20 protein-coding genes and 1 pseudogene are annotated in these 20,613 nt (G+C 39.2%); 6 read left to right on the forward strand and 15 right to left on the reverse strand.

The annotated features are described in order from the left end of the window. Positions 1–490: 490 nt before the first annotated feature. The 4 genes and pseudogenes from B9T36_RS14510 to tkt all read right to left on the reverse strand — a co-directional run bounded on the left by B9T36_RS14510 (position 491) and on the right by tkt (position 4,084). The gene (locus tag B9T36_RS14510) at positions 491–1,069 is read right to left on the reverse strand and encodes a YceI family protein (protein ID WP_086210178.1); all 579 of its coding nucleotides are present in this window, start codon (positions 1,067–1,069) and stop codon (positions 491–493) included. A 123-nt stretch (positions 1,070–1,192) separates the two neighbouring features. After that, positions 1,193–1,626, reverse strand: a pseudogene (locus B9T36_RS14515) (GNAT family N-acetyltransferase). Positions 1,627–1,762: 136 nt separating this feature from the next. Next, positions 1,763–1,978 (reverse strand): hypothetical protein, encoded by a 216-nt coding sequence (locus B9T36_RS14520; protein ID WP_004696769.1) that lies wholly within the window; start codon positions 1,976–1,978, stop codon positions 1,763–1,765. Between the two features lie 117 nt (positions 1,979–2,095). Then, positions 2,096–4,084, reverse strand: coding sequence for a transketolase (gene tkt, locus B9T36_RS14525; RefSeq protein WP_086210180.1), 1,989 nt, complete (start codon positions 4,082–4,084; stop codon positions 2,096–2,098). A 720-nt stretch (positions 4,085–4,804) separates the two neighbouring features. Between tkt and metK the strand changes: the two genes are divergently transcribed. Then, positions 4,805–5,971, forward strand: a complete 1,167-nt coding sequence (gene metK, locus B9T36_RS14530) for a methionine adenosyltransferase (RefSeq protein WP_086210181.1) — start codon at positions 4,805–4,807, stop codon at positions 5,969–5,971. Positions 5,972–6,067: 96 nt separating this feature from the next. Here metK and B9T36_RS14535 read toward each other — a convergent pair whose 3' ends face one another. After that, on the reverse strand, positions 6,068–6,313 hold the full coding sequence (locus tag B9T36_RS14535; protein ID WP_162900260.1) for a hypothetical protein: 246 nt from the start codon (positions 6,311–6,313) through the stop codon (positions 6,068–6,070). A 314-nt stretch (positions 6,314–6,627) separates the two neighbouring features. On the opposite strand from B9T36_RS14535, the gene B9T36_RS14540 reads away from it, so the two are divergent. Continuing rightward, positions 6,628–6,840, forward strand: a complete 213-nt coding sequence (locus tag B9T36_RS14540; RefSeq protein WP_086210183.1) for a hypothetical protein — start codon at positions 6,628–6,630, stop codon at positions 6,838–6,840. Here B9T36_RS14540 and B9T36_RS14545 read toward each other — a convergent pair. Together B9T36_RS14545 and B9T36_RS14550 are read right to left on the reverse strand one after the other, a co-directional pair. After that, entirely contained in the window at positions 6,802–7,443 is a 642-nt protein-coding gene (locus tag B9T36_RS14545) for a LysE family transporter (protein WP_086210184.1), read from the reverse strand. The genes B9T36_RS14540 and B9T36_RS14545 overlap by 39 nt on opposite strands. Before the next feature lie 129 nt (positions 7,444–7,572). Then, positions 7,573–8,154, reverse strand: coding sequence for an FxsA family protein (locus B9T36_RS14550; protein WP_086210185.1), 582 nt, complete (start codon positions 8,152–8,154; stop codon positions 7,573–7,575). Positions 8,155–8,276: 122 nt separating this feature from the next. Here B9T36_RS14550 and ruvC point away from each other — a divergent pair, with 122 nt between their 5' ends. Further along, on the forward strand, positions 8,277–8,822 hold the full coding sequence (ruvC, locus tag B9T36_RS14555; protein WP_086210186.1) for a crossover junction endodeoxyribonuclease RuvC: 546 nt from the start codon (positions 8,277–8,279) through the stop codon (positions 8,820–8,822). A gap of 4 nt (positions 8,823–8,826) precedes the next feature. On the opposite strand, the gene B9T36_RS14560 is transcribed toward ruvC, so the two are convergent. Continuing rightward, complete coding sequence (locus B9T36_RS14560; protein ID WP_086210187.1) at positions 8,827–9,153, reverse strand: hypothetical protein; 327 nt, start codon at positions 9,151–9,153, stop codon at positions 8,827–8,829. A 130-nt stretch (positions 9,154–9,283) separates the two neighbouring features. Continuing rightward, positions 9,284–10,144 (reverse strand): LysR family transcriptional regulator, encoded by an 861-nt coding sequence (locus tag B9T36_RS14565; RefSeq protein WP_086210188.1) that lies wholly within the window; start codon positions 10,142–10,144, stop codon positions 9,284–9,286. Between the two features lie 104 nt (positions 10,145–10,248). On the opposite strand from B9T36_RS14565, the gene B9T36_RS14570 reads away from it, so the two are divergent. Then, positions 10,249–10,461 (forward strand): tautomerase family protein, encoded by a 213-nt coding sequence (locus tag B9T36_RS14570; RefSeq protein ID WP_086210244.1) that lies wholly within the window; start codon positions 10,249–10,251, stop codon positions 10,459–10,461. Then, entirely contained in the window at positions 10,458–11,150 is a 693-nt protein-coding gene (locus B9T36_RS14575; RefSeq protein ID WP_086210189.1) for an aspartate/glutamate racemase family protein, read from the forward strand. Before B9T36_RS14570 ends, B9T36_RS14575 begins: the two co-directional genes overlap by 4 nt. Before the next feature lie 372 nt (positions 11,151–11,522). Here the strand turns inward: B9T36_RS14575 and B9T36_RS14580 are convergent, their stop codons facing one another. From B9T36_RS14580 to B9T36_RS14605, 6 genes are all read right to left on the reverse strand, one after another. Beyond that, positions 11,523–13,121 carry a bifunctional aspartate transaminase/aspartate 4-decarboxylase gene (locus tag B9T36_RS14580; protein WP_086210190.1) on the reverse strand — a complete coding sequence of 533 codons (1,599 nt, stop codon included), beginning with the start codon at positions 13,119–13,121 and terminating at the stop codon, positions 11,523–11,525. Positions 13,122–13,176: 55 nt separating this feature from the next. Next, a complete protein-coding gene (aspT, locus tag B9T36_RS14585; RefSeq protein ID WP_086210191.1) occupies positions 13,177–14,862 on the reverse strand; it encodes an aspartate-alanine antiporter in 1,686 nt (561 codons plus the stop codon). Between the two features lie 404 nt (positions 14,863–15,266). Beyond that, on the reverse strand, positions 15,267–15,692 hold the full coding sequence (locus tag B9T36_RS14590; protein WP_086210192.1) for a GlcG/HbpS family heme-binding protein: 426 nt from the start codon (positions 15,690–15,692) through the stop codon (positions 15,267–15,269). Positions 15,693–15,767: 75 nt separating this feature from the next. Continuing rightward, positions 15,768–17,066, reverse strand: a complete 1,299-nt coding sequence (hemL, locus tag B9T36_RS14595; protein WP_086210193.1) for a glutamate-1-semialdehyde 2,1-aminomutase — start codon at positions 17,064–17,066, stop codon at positions 15,768–15,770. Between the two features lie 41 nt (positions 17,067–17,107). After that, entirely contained in the window at positions 17,108–17,728 is a 621-nt protein-coding gene (gene thiE / locus B9T36_RS14600) for a thiamine phosphate synthase (protein ID WP_086210194.1), read from the reverse strand. Between the two features lie 515 nt (positions 17,729–18,243). Continuing rightward, complete coding sequence (locus B9T36_RS14605) at positions 18,244–18,630, reverse strand: DUF962 domain-containing protein (RefSeq protein WP_086210195.1); 387 nt, start codon at positions 18,628–18,630, stop codon at positions 18,244–18,246. Positions 18,631–18,915: 285 nt separating this feature from the next. On the opposite strand from B9T36_RS14605, the gene B9T36_RS14610 reads away from it, so the two are divergent. After that, positions 18,916–20,376, forward strand: a complete 1,461-nt coding sequence (locus B9T36_RS14610) for a CYTH domain-containing protein (RefSeq protein WP_086210196.1) — start codon at positions 18,916–18,918, stop codon at positions 20,374–20,376. Positions 20,377–20,613 lie beyond the last annotated feature (237 nt).

A 20,613-nucleotide genomic window follows, 5' to 3' on the forward strand; every position in this document is an offset into this window, starting at 1 on the left:
AGCCATTTTTTATTAAATTCCCCCTCTATATAGATGAAAAATTTATGATTCCCCATCAAATAAGTATTTTAATTAAAAAAGGATCTTTCTAATATTCAGCTTAAAATAAATATTTGCAGTAAATACATAGTTATTCTATTCAACATACATGCTTTTCTAAGGGAGGAAATCATTAGTGTGAAATTCACCAATTGATTTTATGACTTTTCCACTAACTATTAAGTTCAAGAAGCTTTTGGACTGCTGTCTGCGCATTTTTTTGCTGAATTTCTAATAATTAAATAGCATTACTTCTAAAAAATCATAGTAATGCACAAGTTTAAACCACGTTAAATAAATTCCGATACTCGCATTTTGGGTAAAATTTCTATAAACCTATTAGTTTTATTATTATTTTGAGCAGAACGATCACATTTTTTGTAAGGATGTTAGAAACAAAAAAGCTTACCAAGGCTCTCTCCTTCCTTGATAAGCTTTTGTATTACAAAAATTATTTTGCAACCGATGCTTCAGTCGTGATATTCACTGTGATCTTATCACCTACATTCGGCACATAAGCTCCTACACCAAATGCAGAACGGTCAAATGAAGTTGTCGCATTGAAACCAATAGATTGAGCTTTCGTCATTGGATGCTCACCTTGCTTATTCAATACAGCATCCAATACAACAGGCTTAGTCACGTTTTTAACAGTTAAGTCACCTGTGATTTTGTATTTGTTTGCACCAACCGCTTGTACTTTAGTACTTTTAAAAGTGATGTTTGGATATTTTGCTGCATCAAAGAAATCTGCACCCTGTAAGTGCTCATCCAAAGCTTTTACATTGGTATTCAAGCTAGATAATGGAATCGTTACATTCACATACGAATTTGCAGGTTTTGCATTATCAACATTAATGACACCCTGAATGTCGCTAAAGTTTGCAGATGGTGTTGAAAAACCGAAGTGGTTCCATGAAAACACTGTTGCAGTATGTGTAGGGTCAATTTGATATGCTACAGGTTTCGCCATAGCAAATGTCGTTGCAGTTGCAACAGCCAAACCGATTGTTAAAGCTTTAAAGTTCATGTTTTTATCTCACACTGGAATACTGTTTAGTTTATAGAGTTTTACAGCGAATACACCCATAAAGATAAAACGATATGTTGCAAGTTTAGAACGATAAATTTGTTCTAAAATGTAGTCTTAGCACTACATTTTATATTGAATAAAACCTGTTTTCTTCGCGACTTTATTATAGAGTTGCTGAGCGACTAAATTATTCTGATGGGTAAGCCAATAGACTCGATCACATGCTCGCTTTTCGGTATGCATTTTGACATGTTCGATTAAAGCTCTTGCAACCCCTAGCCCACGATACTCCTCATGCGTAAATAGATCTTGTAGATATGCATAAGGCTTTAACGTCCAACAACTATCATGTTCGATCACATGCACAATGCCTACAATTTGCTCATCGAGTTTCGTGGAAAAACCATACATATGTACAAGCTTAGGATCGGTAAGTTTATTCCATGTATGTTCAAAGATTTACTGATCCAGATCAGCCAGATAAAACGTTGATAGGCCTGCTACAACACCAGCCAATAGGACTGATTTATTTCGTCCAGTCGCACAATTTGAATATTTTTCTACATCTTATTTTGATCCGATCTTTCGTAACATTTCGTTTTTCTATTGTTCATATTTAAACCGAAATCTACCCAAAGAAAAAGCCTTATTGAATCACTTCAATAAGGCTTCTTTTAGACGTGAAAACCATCATAATTTTTCAATCAAAATCCGATCAATCAGCTTCATACCCGTCTGTTTTTCATGGTTTTTACGGCGAATCTTAATTTGCTTATCCTCTGCCAAGTCTTGCAATAGTAGTTCAACCGCCACCATCGCTTCCAAAGGTAGATCTGGTCCAATCCACTTCTGTTCGCCCGCATCCATTAACACGACTTCGTCATGAATTTGATCATATAAGCTCATATCTTCACCTAAAATTTATGCAACTACTGGCATCAGTATTTTGCATGTTGTATATGTCATTCAAAATAAAAGACGCCCCTAAACTGGGGCGTCTTTTTAACAGTCAACCGAGGGGGATTAAGCTGTCAATTCTTTTACTGCAGCAACGACCGCTTCAGTGGTAATACCGAAGTATTGGTATAAGTCTTTCGCTGGTGCAGATTCACCATAAGTCGTCATACCAATTACACGACCATCAAGACCTACAAACTTCCACCAGTAGTCTACGTGCGCTGCTTCAACAGCAACACGTGCACGAATATTTGATGGAAGAACCGCTTCACGGTACGCTACATCTTGCTTCACAAATTCTTCTGCGCATGGCATAGATACGACACGCACACCTTCAAGCTGTGCATGTGCTTCCATTGCTAAAGATACTTCAGAGCCTGTCGCGATAATAATCGCTTTTAATTCGCCCTTTTCTTCAGCCAATACATAACCACCTTTCGCTACATTTGCAATTTGTGCATCTGTACGTGCTTGGAATGGTAGGTTTTGACGAGAGAAGATCAACGCAGTTGGGCCTTCTGAACGTACAAGTGCAGATTTCCAAGACACAGCGGCTTCAACGGTGTCACATGGACGCCAAGTATTTAAGTTTGGTGTACCGCGTAAAGATGCAATTTGCTCTACAGGTTGATGCGTTGGACCATCTTCACCCAAACCAATTGAGTCATGTGTATATACATGGATTACACGTTGTTTCATCAACGCAGACATACGTACTGCATTACGCGCATATTCCATAAACATAAGGAATGTTGCAACGTAAGGAATGAAACCACCGTGAAGCGCAACACCGTTTGCAATTGCAGTCATACCAAACTCACGTACGCCATAGTGTACGTAGTTACCCGCTGGATTGTCTTGAACACCTTGGCAACCTTTCCAAAGTGTTAAGTTAGAACCAGCCAAGTCCGCAGAACCGCCTAATAATTCAGGCAATAATGGACCGAATGCTTGCAATGTGTTTTGGCTTGCTTTACGTGTAGCAATGGTTTCGGCTTTTGCATTAGTTTCAGCAATAAACGCATCGGCTTGAGCCAGAAATTCAGCTGGCAATTCACCTGAAAGGCGACGTTTCAATTCAACTGCTTCAGTTGGATATTTTGCTGCATATTGCGCAAATAACTCATCCCAAGCCGCTTCAGAAGCTGTGCCTTTTGCTTTTGCATCCCATGCTGCATAAACGTCAACAGGAATTTCAAATGGACCTTCTGCCCAACCTAATGCTTCACGTGTTAATGCGATTTCGTCATTACCAAGTGGCGCACCGTGACAGTCTTCTTTACCTTGTTTGTTTGGTGAACCTAGGCCAATAATCGTTTTGCAGATAATGATCGTTGGTTTTTTCGTTTCAGCTTTTGCTTGCAAAGTTGCAGCACGTAATGCATCTGCATCATGACCATCAGCTTTAAGAACTTGCCAACCGTAAGCCAAGAAACGTTGCTCTGTATCGTCAGAGAACCAACCTTCTACTTCACCATCAATCGAAATACCGTTGTCGTCATAGTAAGCAATCAGTTTACCCAGACCTAAAGTACCTGCAAGTGAACATGCTTCATGAGAAACACCTTCCATTAAACAGCCATCACCTAAGAAGCAATAAGTGAAATGGTCAACAACACTTAAGCCATCTTTATTGAACTGCGCTGCTAAAGTTTTTTCAGCTAAAGCAAAACCAACTGCGTTTGCAATCCCCTGACCAAGCGGACCAGTCGTAGTTTCAATACCTGGCGCATAACCTAATTCTGGGTGACCCGGCGTTTTAGAGTGCAGTTGACGGAATGCTTTTAAATCTTCAATTGATAAATCATAGCCCGTAAGGTGCAATAACGCATATTGCAGCATAGAGCCATGACCATTTGATAGTACAAAACGGTCACGGTTCGCCCATTGTGGGTTAGTCGGGTTATGGTTGAAAAACTCACGCCATACCACATCAGCGATATCAGCCATCCCCATTGGCGCACCTGGATGTCCAGAGTTTGCTTTTTGCACAGCATCCATTGCCAATACACGAATTGCGTTTGCAATACGACGTTCGTTAAGCGGGGTTGTCATAGGTCAGAGTCCAAACAAATGATTTAAAGAGTAAGATGAATAGAATTCAAAGATAGGTGTATTGTCTTAAAAAAAGAGGAATGGGTAAAGCCTAATGGACAATATTTCGCTATTTATTCATCATCAATGTCTAATAAATGCGGGCATTGCCTAAAATCACAACAATTTCACTCAGAAATGCCTCACTAGCTTTTCTCTGGTTCAAATCCCATACGATAGAATCTTCAACTTTTAAAAACAAAGCTCAATCATCCTATTCACTAATCAGAACAAACCGTTATCTTTGAGTATCAAACACATCACAGCATACATTTGTATTTTTTACATACAATTAAACACGCATGGTGAATTTTATTCATTTTTTTAGATTTTTCATGAATTAGGACAAATTATAGATTCTTTTCTGATACATATTTTGAGCATTTTTTATTTAATGCTAAAACAAGAAAACCAATAAAAAACAAGTCAAGTTTTTGTTTTATATTAAAATATAAACAGCGCATAACACTCCAAAATACATGCCTCTATATTTTGAAGAAAAACCCGTTAATTTGCCATTTCGAACTAAAAATAAACGCTATATCAATTTTTTAGATGCCTATATCAGATAAAAAGTCGTTGAATTGAAATAAATTCAGTCATTTTGGTCGTGTAGAACTGGCTCAAACGGCTAAGTCGATGTACCATATTGCGTCTTTTAAATTAACTGTGATAGGACTTATGCGCGAGTACGCTGTATTTACCTCGGAATCTGTAAGCGAAGGCCATCCAGATAAAATGGCTGACCAAATCAGTGATGCTATCTTGGATGCGATCTTAAAAGAAGACCCATATGCGCGGGTTGCTTGTGAAACGCTTGTAAAAACGGGTGCGGTAGTACTTGCCGGTGAAATCACAACAACTGCAAATGTTGACTTTGAAGCAGTAGTACGCCAAACCGTAAATGGCATTGGCTATCACCATTCTGACCTAGGTTTTGATGGTTCAACCTGTGCTGTGATCAACATGATTGGTAAACAGTCACCAGAGATTGCTCAAGGTGTAGACCGCCAAAAGCCTGAAGATCAAGGCGCAGGTGACCAAGGTTTAATGTTTGGTTATGCAAGCCGTGAAACTGACGTGCTTATGCCTGCTCCAATTTCATACGCACACCGTTTAATGGAAAAGCAAGCTGAACTACGTCGCAGTGGTGCTTTACCATGGTTACGTCCAGATGCAAAAAGCCAAGTGACTTTTGCTTATGAAAATGGCATGCCTGTTCGTTTAGACGCAGTGGTTCTGTCTACCCAGCACGATCCTGAAATTTCTCAAAGCAACTTAAAAGAAGCTGTGATTGAAGAAATCGTGAAAAAAGTAATTCCTGCTGAGATGTTCCATGCAGACACCAAATTCCACATCAACCCAACAGGAATGTTTGTGATTGGTGGCCCAGTGGGCGACTGTGGTTTAACAGGCCGTAAAATCATCGTAGACACCTACGGTGGTATGGCACGTCACGGTGGTGGTGCTTTCTCTGGTAAAGATCCATCTAAAGTTGACCGTTCTGCTGCTTACGCAGGTCGTTATGTTGCGAAAAACATTGTAGCTGCGGGTCTTGCAGACAAATGTGAAATCCAAGTGTCGTATGCCATTGGTGTGGCTGAGCCAACGTCTATTTCAATCAATACCTTCAATACAGCAAAAGTATCTGAAGAGCTGATCATTGCATTAGTCCGTGAACACTTCGACTTACGTCCATACGGTATCACTCGTATGCTTGACCTCATTCAACCGATGTATAAGCAAACTGCTGCTTATGGTCACTTCGGTCGCGAAGGTTCAGATACTGCATTTACATGGGAAAAAACTGACAAAGTGGAAGCGCTTAAAGCTGCAGCTGGTCTATAAGTTTGATTCCAAAAGAAACCCGCTTAATGCGGGTTTTTTTATTTTCACTGATGGAAAATAGCCCATCAGTTCAATCGTGAAGTCATTGAACATCACTTACTTTGGTTTATTTTCATGATTAAGCACATCAAAAAGTGAAGTCACAGCGGTAGGTTCACTATTTCGATCCGTCAAATAAACTTGTACAGATTTAACAATAATGGCCGCTGCTAAACATGCAACAATACAGAAAATCCAAAATCCAAAAGGGCTTCTAATATTGTGTGATCCACAGTTTGGGCAGTCTTTGTCTGTTGATGCGACAACTGTTTCGCAACAAGCGCAGTGATATTGATAGAGCATAACTTTCCCCCTTTGTTTTCTTACTTTCTTGTTTTTATTGTCCATCACCCTGCCTCACAGAATGTTAGATTAATTTATCTTATGTGAGTATTTGTTGAGGCACAAGTACCATTAACCTGAAATGCTGTCAGCAAAAACTTACACCGTAAAACTAATCAACTGAATTAAAAACAATTCCTTGTTATAACACCCAATCATGACAATTTCATTTTGTAACATAATAGTTTTTGACGTATTCCATCATATTTGCTTAAAACCCTTTAGTTTTCTAGCGATTGTTTATTAAAATACGATGCAACGATGAGGAAGAAAGAATGGTTCAGTTGATCAAAAAAGGCGGTTTACGCGAACGTGCCAACCGTAGTCGTAGCTATAAGGGCTCAGAAAATACCGAAGCGACATTGCAGCCTAACCGTTATACACAGAGTAAAAAAGACGAGGCCTCCACCTTGGAACAGATCCCATCATCTAAAGAACTTAAAGAGAACTTAGATGTAGATTGCAAGAGCATCATACCAAAGCCATAAAGCAAAAATCAGGAACAACCCACCAGAAAAAATGTCGATATAACTTCCTGAACGCTGATAAGCCGCCTTAATTTTAGGTAATGACAAAAGCATCATCAACAATGCAAAAGTCATAAAAGTTTGAATTGGAATAATCACCGCAAGCTGCATTTTTAAGTAAGGACTTGCGCTAGAACTCAAGGCTAGTGAAAACACACTACTAAAATAAATCAGCGTTTTCGGGTTGGACAAGTTCGTCAGCAACCCTGACATGAAATAATGGTTGGCCTTCGGTGTAGCCAGTTTTTGACCATCATCCAGCATTGCGTCTTGCTGTATTGTGTTGATGCCTGTTTTCAACATGAACCAGCCCATACGTGCGAGAAACACCCCACCAACCAACATCAATAGCTGTTGAATCCATGGCATTTTGTCGATGAGTACAGTAAAACCTAACAAGGTTAAAACCACCCAAACCACGATGCCAACGGAAATACCTAAGATAGTTTTTAACGTATTTTTTTGTGTGGTCGAAGCTGAACTTTTGGCAATCAGTAAAACATCAGGACCGGGACTAAGCTGTGCAACAAAATGCAAAGCACAAATCGTGAAAAGCAATGACATAAAAAGAAGTATAATTTTAAAAAATAATTATATCGTTTGTTATATTTATTTTAAATCATCAACACCTCAACATTTTTAAAGCAATAAAAAAAGCCGAGTTTGAACTCGGCTTTAAAATTAGGCATGAAATTATTTATTCACATCTTTCATTTCAATTTTTTTCGCATCGGGCGTTACTTCTCGTGCTTCGCCATCAATAATACTCGAGTCACGGTAGCCTGAACCACCCTGCTGTTGCTGCATTTCCTGCATCTGACGCATGATGTCTGCAAATGGGTTTTGACCTTGAGCCCCACCGCCCATGCCATTCATATCGCCCATCATGCCACCCATCATTTTTTCCATCATCGTTTGTTGACGCTTCATCATCACTTTCATCAATGCGCCTGTCATGGCTTTTTGCACCGCAGGGATAAGTAAAAGCACAGCTAGCACGTCCGTTAGCAAACCAGGAATCAATAAAAGAAAACCTGCAATAATTTTAGGTAGATTACTGGTTAATGCAGGATCACCGCTCATCTGCCCTGTTTGCATTTGCTGCATTTGCGGCATTAAACCTGCTGAGTACTTGCGAATCAGGCTCATACCAATAAAGAAAGCAGCAATAAACCAGAAGAATACGTACCACATACTACCAACGAGGTCGCCCACGCCAATCCATACGAAAACTTCGAGAATGACACCAGCCAATATAAAAAGAAATAATTTCATGAAAATTAATCTAATCTCAACAAAATGAATAAGGTGCAATGATCAACTGCTCAATCTACATCAAGCTTTTTTCATCCGCTTATGTAACAATATGGGCATATTATTTTTTTTAAAGGGCTTGCATGTCATTAATTATTGGTATTGACCCCGGTTCTCGCCTCACAGGCTACGGTATTATTCAAAAAGAAGGTCAAAAACTAATTTTTGTCGATGCTGGCACCATTCGTACTGAAACAGCTGAAATGCCTGAGCGTCTAAAGCGTATTTTTGCAGGGATTGATCGTATTGTAAAATTTCATGGTCCAACTGAAGCTGCTGTTGAACAAGTCTTTATGGCACAAAACCCTGACTCTGCACTGAAGCTCGGGCAAGCACGTGGTGCCGCAATTGCTGCACTAGTAAACCTAGACTTACAAGTTGCCGAATACACAGCCCGTCAAATTAAACAGTCTGTGGTCGGTTACGGTGCTGCAGATAAAGAACAAGTACAAATGATGGTGATGAAACTTTTAAACCTAAGCATCAAACCACAGCAAGATGCCGCCGATGCGCTTGCTGCTGCCATCTGTCATGCGCATGCTTCGGGCAGTATGACCAAACTTGCTGTACTCAATGCTTTAGGCGGCATGGCACGTGGACGCAGCCGTAGTAGCTCTCGTCGACGCTAATGAATTAAGTGACATAGCCTTTAAAATCTTTACGCATTTCACGTACCGAAGGTGCTTTGGGATAAGTAGCGATCAGCATTCTTCCCGAAGTGCGCAAATTTTTCTTTTGAGCAGGGTCAATACGGATAAAGACCAACTCTTCTGGTTCATTGCGATGGTTGATCTCACAAATCATAATGGTGTAATTTTTTTCAATCACTTTATAACGACTAAATGCCTGTTGCACAATTTGCTTAAAGTTTTTTTGCCCACCTGTTGGTGCAAGTTGAGTGTAAATCACCAAAAGTATACATGCACCAACCACCAAGGCGACCAGTAAGTATTTATCCACTCTTCCCCCATTTTTATTTTTGAATTCAATAGTTTCTATTCAAACGCTAGAAACATCATAAGATTGACCAATAAAATATGCAAAAAAGATCACCAAAAGTTTCATACGAGAATAAGATTAAATCAATCATTTACGTCCTATTCAGGAGGCACTTTTCTAAAGCTTGAATATTTGCAGAAATTAATTCTTTTCTCCAAATTAATTCAATCTGGATGCGTCCTAATGCTGAATCTATATAATGTACGGACAATAAATCTTGATTTGGAAAAGTATCTAACATCGTTTTAGGAATAATCGCAATCCCCATGCCCGCGGCTACACCACCTAGAATTGCGTGATAGGATGCAACCTCAGCTATCCTTTTTGGTGTGATATTAAAGGACTGATACCAGTTTAAAAGTCGATCCCGATAAGAACAACCCTCTTTAAATGCAAGAATAGTTGCACTTTCAGCATCTGACGGCATTAAAATTTTAGGATGCTCCTTAGGCGCAATAATTATAAGTTCTTCATCATAAATGAGCGAACGATTCAACAGTGGATTTTGAGGAGCATCTCCAATTAGAACCACATCTAACTCGCCATCCAGTAAAGATTGATATAAACCATCGCGTATACCTGTAACCAGTTCCAATTTAATTGCAGGATAAATCGAATATAACTGAGCCAGTGGTGCGGGTAATCTTGTTGCCGCCATACTTTCCAATGCACCCACTCGTAAAGGCCCACTAGGCTGATCAGCTTTGATTGTATTTTCAGCTTCATACGCCAGTGCTACGATTTGCTTTGCATATTGATATAGTAATAATGCTTTGGGTGTCGCAACTAAACTTTTTTTCTCTCGAATAAAAAGTGACACTCCCAAATACTCCTCAAGCTGTTGTAAGCGAATAGTAATTGCGGAAGGTACTCGGTTTAACTTTTTGGCTGCACCAGTAATACTTCCAGTTTCAATAAGCACAATAAGTGTTTTAAGTTGGCTAATTTCCATGATTCAATAAAATTAAACGATTTACTCAATATTATTTAATTTTATTGAAGAAAAATACCCTCTAACATTCGAGACCTTAATTTTATAATGTGTAGAGGATGTCGATGCCTTTCGTAAATGTGAAAGTGACAGGTGGAAATGAAGCGCCTACGATTGAACAAAAGAAGCAAATTATTGACGGGATTACTCAGCTCTTAGTCACCGTTTTAAATAAAAATCCAGCAACAACGATGGTCATTATTGATGAAGTTGAAATGGACAATTGGGGTGTCGCGGGGAAAACCACAACAGAACGTCGACTAGAGGCTCAAAAATGAAAAAACTTGGATTAATTGGTGGTATTGGACCCGAATCTACCCTGCTTTATTATAAAAAACTGGTTTATTCCTTACAGGAAAAAGTTGGACCAACATTCTTCCCCAACTTAGCAATCGAAAGCCTAAATGTATTTGAAGTTTTAGCGTTCTGTGAGCATGAAGATTTTGAAGGGCTGATTTCATACTTAATGAAAGGAATTAATAGCCTCATTGCTGGTGGTGCAGAAATTATTGCCTTAACAGGCAACACCCCTCATATTGTGTTTGATCAACTTCAAGCCAATTCAACAGTACCCTTAATAAGTATTGTGGAGGCGACAAAAAAAGAAGCACAACGTCAAAATTATGCAAAAATTGGGCTATTCGGAACACAGTTTACAATGCAGGCAACGTTTTTTAAAAAGCCTTTTGTAGAAGCTGGAATAAATATTGTAATGCCTCACGCGGATGAGCAGTTATTTATTGCAGACAAAATTTCTAGCGAATTAGAACATGGGATTGTTTCCGTTGAAACACAAAAACAGATGCTCCAAATTGTGCAACGAATGCATGAGGAAGATGATATTGATGCCATTATATTAGGCTGTACGGAACTGCCTTTAATATTTAAAGATACTATTTTACCGCTCACTACTTTGGATACCTTAGATGTTCACATTCAAGAGTTAATCAACGTAATTTGTAATTAATACCCCCCTAAAAGTGACTTCATCTAGATTCCCAGAAAGTTCCAATTGTGAAAATAGAGATTAATGGATTTTATATACTTACTCCTAAACCATCCATTTTATAGTGAAATAAGCATATTAAATATATCCAAGACATTGATTATCAAGTATTTCATGAAAATTATAGCCTTTCTGTTCTATCAGATGCTTTATTTAAAAATTCAGTCAAGTAAAGAAATACTGAATTATATATTTTCTACTCTTCGCATATTGAAAAGCTTTCGTCCCTATCTACCTAACGTCTCTTTTTTATTCTGCATCTAAAATAATATAAAAAAGCCCATCAAATGAGATGGGCTTTTTTACAACTGGTTTAATCCACACCGTTCAAGCTTACTTTTTCTTTTTAGATTTTAGATATTCCTGATAAGACTCTTCCGCAAAGCGTCGTAATGAATCACCAATGGCTGCATATTGAAATTCATTCAGATTTGCCAAAGATGCGCGTGCGGAAGGATGTTGTACACCAAAACCAGAGCCTGGAAGTAAAACCACGCCCGTTTCATCCGCTACACGGAAAAGTAACTCAGTTGGGTTTTTATTTTTCATAACCCAGTCTGCAAACTCATCACCATAAAGCGTCCGCGAAGTATTTTCCAAATTCACCAGTGTATAGTAATCGACTGCATTTGGATCTTGAGGAACATCAACACCCAGTTGTCGATACAGTGCTGCATCACGCTCACGCACCACAGATTTAACTGCTTTTTTATAACTTTGACGTGAATCCATTAAGTTAAATAACGCAAATAAAACCATTTGAACCTGTTGTGGTGTAGACAGTCCAGCGGTGTGATTTAAGGCCACATTACGACTATCTGCCACCAGACGATCAATAAATTTGATACTCGATGGGTCAGTCGTAAGTGATGAATAGCGTTCTTCTAGTTCTTTTTTGTCTTTTTTAGATAATTCAGTAAGCTTCTTATCCAAAATATTATTGTTGGTCATGGCGATGACCCCAAGACGCCAGCCTGTCGCACCAAAGTATTTGGAGAACGAATAAACCAAAATGGTGTTATCTGGACAAATGGCGAATAATGATTTGAAATTATCAGCAAATGTTCCATACACATCATCGGTCAAAATAATCAGATCAGGACGTTTTTTAACAATATCTGCCAAAATCGCCAAGCCTTCATCACTCATTTTAACTGAGGGCGGATTACTTGGATTCACCAAGAAGAAAGCTTTAATTGATGGATCTTCTAGTTTGCGGAGCTCTGACTCTGGGTATTGCCATCCTTGTTTTGGATCTGCTTCAATCAATACTTCTTCTAGCTGATAATCATTGAGTTTTGGAATCTCTAAGTAAGGGGTAAAAATCGGGGTACCAATAGCAATTCGATCACCCGTAGCAATAATTTTATTTTCTTTAAGCGAGTTAAAAATATATGCCATTGCTGCTGTTCCGCCCTCTACAGCAAACAGATCTAAGCCATCTTTTGGCATACCTTGCACGCCCATTTCACGCAGCACATATTCTTTAATGATGGTTTCGCTGAGGCGTAACATGCGATCTGGAACAGGATAATTACAACCCAAAATACCTTCAACCATTTCCAGTAAAAATGCATCAGGATCTAAGCCCAGCTGGTCTCTGACGTAAGAAATTGCTTTTCCTAAAAACACTACGCCTGGCTTATCACGATTTTCAAGTACAAAGTTATCAAAGCGAGATTGCAAACCGACAGGTCGTGGAAAGCCCCCGAGCCCTTCTGGCATATATGAAAATGAAAATTCAGATTCGGTTGCAGAAAATAAACCCAGCTGGAAAAAAGCCCTACGAGGCACAGTTGCAAGGAAGTTTGGGTTTCCTCGACCTGCGTTCAGCATCATCCGATCAGTTCGACTTTCTGCGAGTGCAATCAGTTTATCTTTTAATTCAAATGGGCTTAGTTTTGCGTATTTTGAGTAATCAACGTTCCCCATGGGAAGTCTCCTTTAATTATAGTGAAGCCAAAGATTTATTGTTAAACATCAATTTTTAAGCTAAACCCACAATCAGTGGACCCAGCAAGGTGAGGAAAACATTGGCCAATGCATAGGTAATTGCAAAAGGAACTGTAGGAATTGAATTGCCTGCTTTATCAAGCACTCCACCAAATGCAGGGTTTGCACTGCGTGAACCAGTTAAGGCACCTGCCATGACTGCGACATTGTCATAACGCAGAACATAACGTGCAAAAAGCATCGAAAGAATGAGTGGCACAACGGTGACCACCACACCAATCATAAATAATGACAAGCCACTGTCTTTAATGGTTTGAATGGCCTGTAAGCCTGACTGTAAACCAACAGCAGCCACAAATCCTGCAAGACCTAAATCTTTAAGTAACTGCGAAGCGGCTAGAGGCATATTGCCATGAACTTGATTTCGGCTACGTAACCAACCAAACAACAGACCTGATAAAAGTGCTCCACCGCCAGCACCAAGCGTCAGAGGAACATCACCGATACGCACGACGAATAAGCCAATTAATAGACCCACCACTAAACCCGCGCCATGGAAGATCCAGTCTGTTTTTAAGCTCTCTGGTAAGGCCTTACCTGCTTCTTTGACTAAACGCTCAAGATCACTTTTGGTTCCGTATACGGTCACCACATCGCCTTGACGCAACATGGTTTCATCATTTAAGAGTTGTGTTTCGTCTTGACGTTTAATGCCCAATACATAAATACCGTGTTTAAGATAATCAGGCGTCTTGGCTTTGACATCGCCTAGTGTTCGATTGATGTATTTAGAATTTCTTAAAATGACATCCGTCGTATCCATGACCATTTCCATGCCTTGGGACGATTGGAGTTCTGAACCAATATTCTCTGCAATAGAAACAACACTTGCTCTGCGACCGACAATGAGAACCACATCATCTGTTTGTAACGTAATTTCAGGAGATACATCAATAAACTGATCTTTACGTTTAAGCCGCTCAATGGTAATGCCTGATTTTTGGGCTTCTAATTCTGCAATTGTTTTTCCAGAGGCTTGTTGGACTTTATAAATCCGTCCTACAATTTCTGGCATCGCCAGTTCTTGACCTGGGGCAAGTTCAAAAGCACCTTTTAAACGCTCAGACTGCGCTTTAAGTGCATCATCATGAATTTCTCGCCCCATAAATTTCGGCAAGATGTTCACACAAATAATAATCGCACCTAGAGAACCAAAAATATAAGTCACGGCATAGCCAATTGCGACATTGGCTTGCAGTCGTTGAATCTCTGCCATGGGCAAATCTAAGCGCGAGAGAGCATCGCCTGCTGTGCCAATAATGGCAGACTGTGTCATACCACCAGCGGCTAAGCCTGCAGCCAAACCTTTATCTAGATCAAAGATTTTTGCCATAGCAAGCACGGTGATAAGTCCGCAAATGGCCATAAAGGCAGCCAGTAAAATTTCTTTAATCGACTGAGGTCCGAGAGATTTGAAGAATTGCGGCCCACTTTCAAACCCAACCGCATAAATAAATAGGGCAAACAGAATGGCTTTCACACCATTATCAACAGGGACACCAATCAAACTGAGAATCACTGCAACCAGCAATGATCCTGCGACACCACCAAATTGAAACTTACCAAATTGAAATTGACCAATCCAAAAGCCTATTGCCAAAGACAAAAACAATAGAATTTCGGGACTATGTTTTAATTCACCTTGTAGCCACTCAATCATATTATGGACTCACTTTTATTATTAGGCTTATTGTTAAAACTAAGAATTATTTTCCAACTGTTAAAATACGCCTCAGAAAATATAAATGCAAATATATTGGTTGTATTTATAAAAATGAATATTATTTATTTCAAAATTATTTAATTTTTATATCACCAACCAAAATAGTCGAAATTAATGTTTTTTCGTGTAACAAAAACCCCATGTAATATTTAAAATAATTTTTATTATATGTATTTTGTTTTTACATATTAATATAAATATATGATTTATTTATTTTTAAAAAAAATCTTGTTTTAATAATCCATTTTTTATATTGTGATTTAGTTCACAACTAGAATTTTAAAATTGCTCGCATCCTTGCGAATTTTACTCAACCATATTTTGTAGCTGCTTTGAAGCCCTCAAGTTTCGAAATTGAACTGTGCAAAAAATATAGAAAGTGCATGTTGCGCAATTTCAGCATCTTGAAAAGATTTTGCACCTGATACTCCGATTGCTCCAACCAATTGCCCTTCATACATAATCGGTTCGCCACCTTCGAGCATTCCCGAAAAGCTTTGCATGCTCAGAAAACCCATCTGCCCAGATCGAATCAAGTCTTCAAATAACTTTGATGGGCGACGACTCATTGCTGAACATTTGGCTTTTTCAATACATAAATTTGCTGTCATAGGCGATGCTCCATCCATTCGCTTCATTGTCAGTAAAACTCCTGTTTCATCTACAACAGCAATACTTACATTAAGTTCATGCGTCTGAGCATAATCAAAAGCATGACTTAGTATAAATTCAGCATCTACCAACGTTAAACAATGTTTGATTTTCATTTTTCATTCCTCCAAATACCTAATACAAAAAAGCCCATCAATTAAGATGGGCTGTATAATGATAGAACTGAAAATTTACTTCATGCTGGCAAAAACATCTTTTGCGGCCTGAAGAGTAAATTCAATGTCTTCATCTGTATGTGCGGCAGAAATAAAACCTGCTTCAAATGCTGAAGGTGCAAGGTTCACGCCACGGTCTAACATGCCATGGAAGAATTTACGGAATGCGTCGATATCGCACTTGAGCATCGAGTCGAAGCTGGTAATGTCTTCTTGATCGGTAAAGTACAAACCAAACATACCACCTACTTGTTGTGTTTTAAAAGCAATACCTGCTTCATTGGCCGCTACTTGTAAACCAGCAAGAAGTTTTTCTAGCTGCGCTGTCAATTTTTCGTAGAATCCCTCTTGGCGCAGGTGCTTAAACATCTCAATCCCTGCACGCATTGCAAGTGGATTCCCCGACAATGTTCCAGCTTGGTAAACTTTACCCAGTGGAGCAATACACTCCATCACTTCTCGTTTACCGCCAAATGCACCAACAGGTAAGCCTGCACCAATAATTTTGCCCAAGGTGGTTAAATCTGGGGTCACGCCATAGTGAGCTTGCGCACCGCCTAGCCCAACACGGAAACCTGTCATCACTTCATCAATGATAAAAACAGAACCATATTCATCACACACATCACGAATCGCTTGCAAGAATCCATCAATTGGTTTCACAAGGTTCATGTTCCCTGCTACAGGTTCAACAATCACCCCTGCAATCTCGGAACCAAACTTAGCAAAGCACTCTTTTAAGGTCGCAATATCGTTATATGGAAGTGTGAGCGTATGTTTGGCAAAGTCAGCAGGAACGCCCGCTGAGGTGGCTTCCCCCTCACCATTGGTTAACAAGCCTGAACCCGCTTTAACCAATAACGAGTCTGAATGACCGTGGTAACAGCCTTCAAATTTGACAATCTTGTCACGACCTGTGTAGCCTCGCGCAAGACGAATCGCAGTCATAGTTGCTTCAGTACCTGAATTGGTCATACGTACCAACTCAATTGACGGCATAATTTCGCAAATAATGTCGGCCAAAGTCGTTTCATGTACAGTAGGTGCACCAAAACTTAAACCATCTACCGCAGCACTTTGTACAGCTTTAATAATTTCAGGATGAGCATGACCTAAAATCATTGGTCCCCATGAGCCTACGTAGTCCACATAGCGTTTACCATCCACATCATACAAATACGCACCTTGCGCCTTTTCAATAAAGACAGGCGTTCCACCTACACTATTAAAGGCACGTACAGGTGAGTTCACACCACCTGGAATATGTTTGCTAGCTTGTTTAAACAATTGTTCTTGCTTTGGAGATAAGCTCATGAAATTACTCAACTCAAAAAATAAAAAGACATCTAAAACACTTAAGCTTTAGATGCAAATAAATCAGCCCACTGTTCAATACGATCGGGAATCGCAGACATTGATCGACCTAATATATCACTAATCACTGCGCAAAGGTCGGCACCCGCATCAATCACTTCACTTGAATTTTCAACTGTTAAACCGCCAATTGCACAAATGGGCACATTCAATCTGGCTTTGGCTTCTTTTAAAGTCTCCAAACCAATATGACCTGCTTCTGGCTTGGTATGAGTTGCATATATTGCACCAAAAGCCACATAAGTTGCCCCTTCAGCAATCGCTTTTTCAGCAAGTTCAATCGAGTTTAGACAAGTACGACCGATAACCACGCCTTGAGGCAAACGGGCAACAGCTTCAGCAACTTCACCATCATCTTGTCCCAAATGCACCCCAACGCCGTACTTAACCGCCATTTCCAAGTCATCATTAATCACAAAAGGAACTCGATATTCAGCACACATAGCTTTCATGTACTCAACTTCATAGTCTTGCTGTTCTTTGGGTACTTTCTTACGACGATATTGCAAAATCGCAATTTCACCAGTTGCCATCGCACCCTCCAACTTAGCCAAAAGTAGCTCTAATGGATCATCATTTGTAATTAGATATAAACCGCGCATTTAATTCTACCTTTGGGTTATGTTGTTCTATTATAAAGCTAAAAATCAATCTAACCTTAATGAATTGAGATTGAAAACATACTGCTTTGTACAAAAAAGTCGCGACTAAACAAGTGCCGTCTAAAAATACCTATTATCAGTGATAGCCACCCCAACGCTTTCGCAGTTTAATGGATACATAAGGTAACAAGAACAAAATTAAAATAACAACTTCATAACAAGAATAAGAGATGAGCAGCGATCTAAACGGCTTTTTAGCTTTTTAAACCAGTGATGTTCAAACAACATCATAAAAAGCTAAAAAGCCGCGTATTTTATTTGAATATGACATAAAAAAAGCCTAGAGAAGGTCACTCTAGGCTTGGAAAACTCAAAGCAAAGATAAGCTAAATGTGCCTACTTGCAATAAGATGAAAATATATACAACGACTTCATTATTAGAACATTCACTTTAACATTGCAACTGTTAATTTCGGGTTGCGACGAATATTTTCATCATTTGGTCATAAAGTACTTCACTCACTTGGAATTTTATCCAAAGTACGATCTTGTAAGCTAAGGTTTCCGCGTAACACATCGAAGAACATGCGCCAATCCGAGATAAAACTATACACAGGCTGTTTAAAACTGGCTGGCTTATTTTTTTCAAAAACAAAATGACCTACCCACGCACAGGCATAGCCAGAGACTAAACCGTATACAAAATAACGTGGTTTGCGTTTAAGTATGGCTTTAGAGAAAAAGTACAGCCCCATCGAACTGCCCGTGACATGCAACCGACGGCTCATGATGTTACGGTGTTCTGTTAGATAAAAACGATAAAACTGCTGAAAGTCCTTAATCGGCAACTGAAAATTAGGTTCTACATCACGTTCCTGTTTCGGTTCAACCTGTGCATTCATCTGTCATCATCCTGATGGTTTTCTACCAACATAGCCGAAAATGTTCAGTCTGCAAAGTGCAATCGCCTCTAAGAAAGTTTCCAATAAAAACAGAATTGTTTTTTGATCAATCTCTCACTGCAACTTTGTTTTATTGTGTCGTCAAGTCTTACATACGGTCTCTTTTTCGCTACAATTCAGTTGTCCATTGGTGTGCCTTTAGCGCACATAAAACAAACTACAGATCATGCATCTAAATACATAAAGGCTTGGCACTGACCTAGCCCCTCAAATTAGGAATTTTTCATGGTTGAAATTGAATTAAAATTTCAGATTAGCGAAGCACGACGTACCGCCCTTCTTAAAGCTTTAGATCCTAAAAAATCTGAAAATATTCAACTTCAAGCCAAGTATTTTGATACGCCTGACCGCCTTTTGGCTCAACACGGCGCTGCTTTGCGTCAGCGTCTTGAAGGCACTTGCTGGATTCAAACACTCAAAGCCGCAGGTAAAAGTCATTTACACCGTTTTGAACATAATCACAATTTGGGTGAGTTAGAGTCATCTCCTGAACTCGACCTCAGTATTTATGAAGCTATTCCAGAAGCTCAACAGATTTTAACCCAAGCTTTAGGATCAGATGCAACTGCGTTAAAGCTCACCTTTGAAACGGATATCCAACGTACCTATCGCGTTATTGAGTTTGAGGATGCTGAAATTGAAGTCTGTTTGGATGTCGGTGTGGTTCGTGCATCTGGTCGAGAACAGACCATCCATGAAGTAGAGTTTGAACTCAAATCAGGCTCTGTGCAGTCGCTTTTGGCTTTTAGTTTTGAATGGGTGAAGAAGTATCAACTGTGGTTAGATGTTCGTAGTAAAGCCGAAATGGGTAACTTACTGGCACTTGAGCAAACCGTTAGCCCAGCACGTTTTGAAAAGGAATTTGTCTTATCAAAAAAAGAAAGTGCGGCACATAACCTGAGTTTGCTGATTGGTCAGCAAATGCAGCACTTACTGCCCAATATTGCCGCAATTTCGGCAGGTGTTGCTGAGCAAAGTCATATTGATCAAGCACAAACTGCTTTAGAGCACTTACAACTAACGCTAGCGTTATTCAAAGACTGGAATAGCAATATTTCTGATAAATGGGCAATGCAACTGGGTGCATTTAAGCATCAATTCGACCAACTACAGCATTTGCAACACATGCAAGATACCTTAGGTGCATTTTTACAAAATCCAACCACAACAGAAAATCTTGCTAAAGACATATTGTATGCTCAAGAAAAGCTTGGAAATTTAGTTAAATCGACCCAAAACGTCCATCATTATCTTGAATTATTAACGTTTAGTTTAAGCTCACATGATCAAGTGCAAAAGCAAGATTTAAAAACCTATGCACATAACACCCTGCAAAACCAATATCGACAGCTACAAGAAAGCTTAAATGCTGCGGATATTAGTCACTTTGAAAGCTTAGATGTATTGGCACAGAAAATTAAGGAACTGAAGTTTAGCTTTCCTATTTTAACGTCAATTTATGATGTGAAAAATTTGCAGAAATACAGTAAAGCGTTAAATGATGCCCAACAAGCCGCACATGAATATCAAATCTTAGCGACTTCTGCTACGTACATTCAACAGACAGAACTTGAAGCCAGTGATTGGTTTGTTTTGGGCTGGCTCACAGCAAAACTTGAAGTCTATGCAGATAAACTTTTAGATGCCACAGAACAGTTCTTAGTCAGCCGTAAATTCTTGAAATAACGCTCTGCATACCATAATAAGCAGTTATATAAATATATGACTGCTATCGCCCCTCCACAAGACCTGAAAAGTCGTAAAACCACGATAGAAAATCGTGGTTGTTATCTTCCAAACCACTAATTTATCTATGGCAAAACGGCCTATCATCAGAACAATACAGGTTATATTCATTTTTTTTCTTAAAAAGTAAGGCGATACATTCCTACTCAATGTAAAGTTATCGTCACTTCACGGCAA

The organism is Acinetobacter sp. ANC 4204 (assembly GCF_002135205.1).
In the GTDB taxonomy this organism is placed as follows: Bacteria; Pseudomonadota; Gammaproteobacteria; order Pseudomonadales; family Moraxellaceae; genus Acinetobacter.

Excerpts from the sequence above, each read along its gene's own strand:
- B9T36_RS14510 (WP_086210178.1), bottom strand. The coding sequence starts at position 1,069 with ATGAACTTTAAAGCTTTAACAATCGGTTTGGCTGTTGCAACTGCAACG.
- B9T36_RS14520 (WP_004696769.1), bottom strand. The coding sequence starts at position 1,978 with ATGAGCTTATATGATCAAATTCATGACGAAGTCGTGTTAATGGATGCG.
- tkt (WP_086210180.1), bottom strand. The coding sequence starts at position 4,084 with ATGACAACCCCGCTTAACGAACGTCGTATTGCAAACGCAATTCGTGTA.
- metK (WP_086210181.1), top strand. The coding sequence starts at position 4,805 with ATGCGCGAGTACGCTGTATTTACCTCGGAATCTGTAAGCGAAGGCCAT.
- B9T36_RS14535 (WP_162900260.1), bottom strand. The coding sequence starts at position 6,313 with ATGCTCTATCAATATCACTGCGCTTGTTGCGAAACAGTTGTCGCATCA.
- B9T36_RS14540 (WP_086210183.1), top strand. The coding sequence starts at position 6,628 with ATGGTTCAGTTGATCAAAAAAGGCGGTTTACGCGAACGTGCCAACCGT.
- B9T36_RS14545 (WP_086210184.1), bottom strand. The coding sequence starts at position 7,443 with ATGTCATTGCTTTTCACGATTTGTGCTTTGCATTTTGTTGCACAGCTT.
- B9T36_RS14550 (WP_086210185.1), bottom strand. The coding sequence starts at position 8,154 with ATGAAATTATTTCTTTTTATATTGGCTGGTGTCATTCTCGAAGTTTTC.
- ruvC (WP_086210186.1), top strand. The coding sequence starts at position 8,277 with ATGTCATTAATTATTGGTATTGACCCCGGTTCTCGCCTCACAGGCTAC.
- B9T36_RS14565 (WP_086210188.1), bottom strand. The coding sequence starts at position 10,144 with ATGGAAATTAGCCAACTTAAAACACTTATTGTGCTTATTGAAACTGGA.
- B9T36_RS14570 (WP_086210244.1), top strand. The coding sequence starts at position 10,249 with ATGCCTTTCGTAAATGTGAAAGTGACAGGTGGAAATGAAGCGCCTACG.
- B9T36_RS14575 (WP_086210189.1), top strand. The coding sequence starts at position 10,458 with ATGAAAAAACTTGGATTAATTGGTGGTATTGGACCCGAATCTACCCTG.
- B9T36_RS14580 (WP_086210190.1), bottom strand. The coding sequence starts at position 13,121 with ATGGGGAACGTTGATTACTCAAAATACGCAAAACTAAGCCCATTTGAA.
- aspT (WP_086210191.1), bottom strand. The coding sequence starts at position 14,862 with ATGATTGAGTGGCTACAAGGTGAATTAAAACATAGTCCCGAAATTCTA.
- B9T36_RS14590 (WP_086210192.1), bottom strand. The coding sequence starts at position 15,692 with ATGAAAATCAAACATTGTTTAACGTTGGTAGATGCTGAATTTATACTA.
- hemL (WP_086210193.1), bottom strand. The coding sequence starts at position 17,066 with ATGAGCTTATCTCCAAAGCAAGAACAATTGTTTAAACAAGCTAGCAAA.
- thiE (WP_086210194.1), bottom strand. The coding sequence starts at position 17,728 with ATGCGCGGTTTATATCTAATTACAAATGATGATCCATTAGAGCTACTT.
- B9T36_RS14605 (WP_086210195.1), bottom strand. The coding sequence starts at position 18,630 with ATGAATGCACAGGTTGAACCGAAACAGGAACGTGATGTAGAACCTAAT.
- B9T36_RS14610 (WP_086210196.1), top strand. The coding sequence starts at position 18,916 with ATGGTTGAAATTGAATTAAAATTTCAGATTAGCGAAGCACGACGTACC.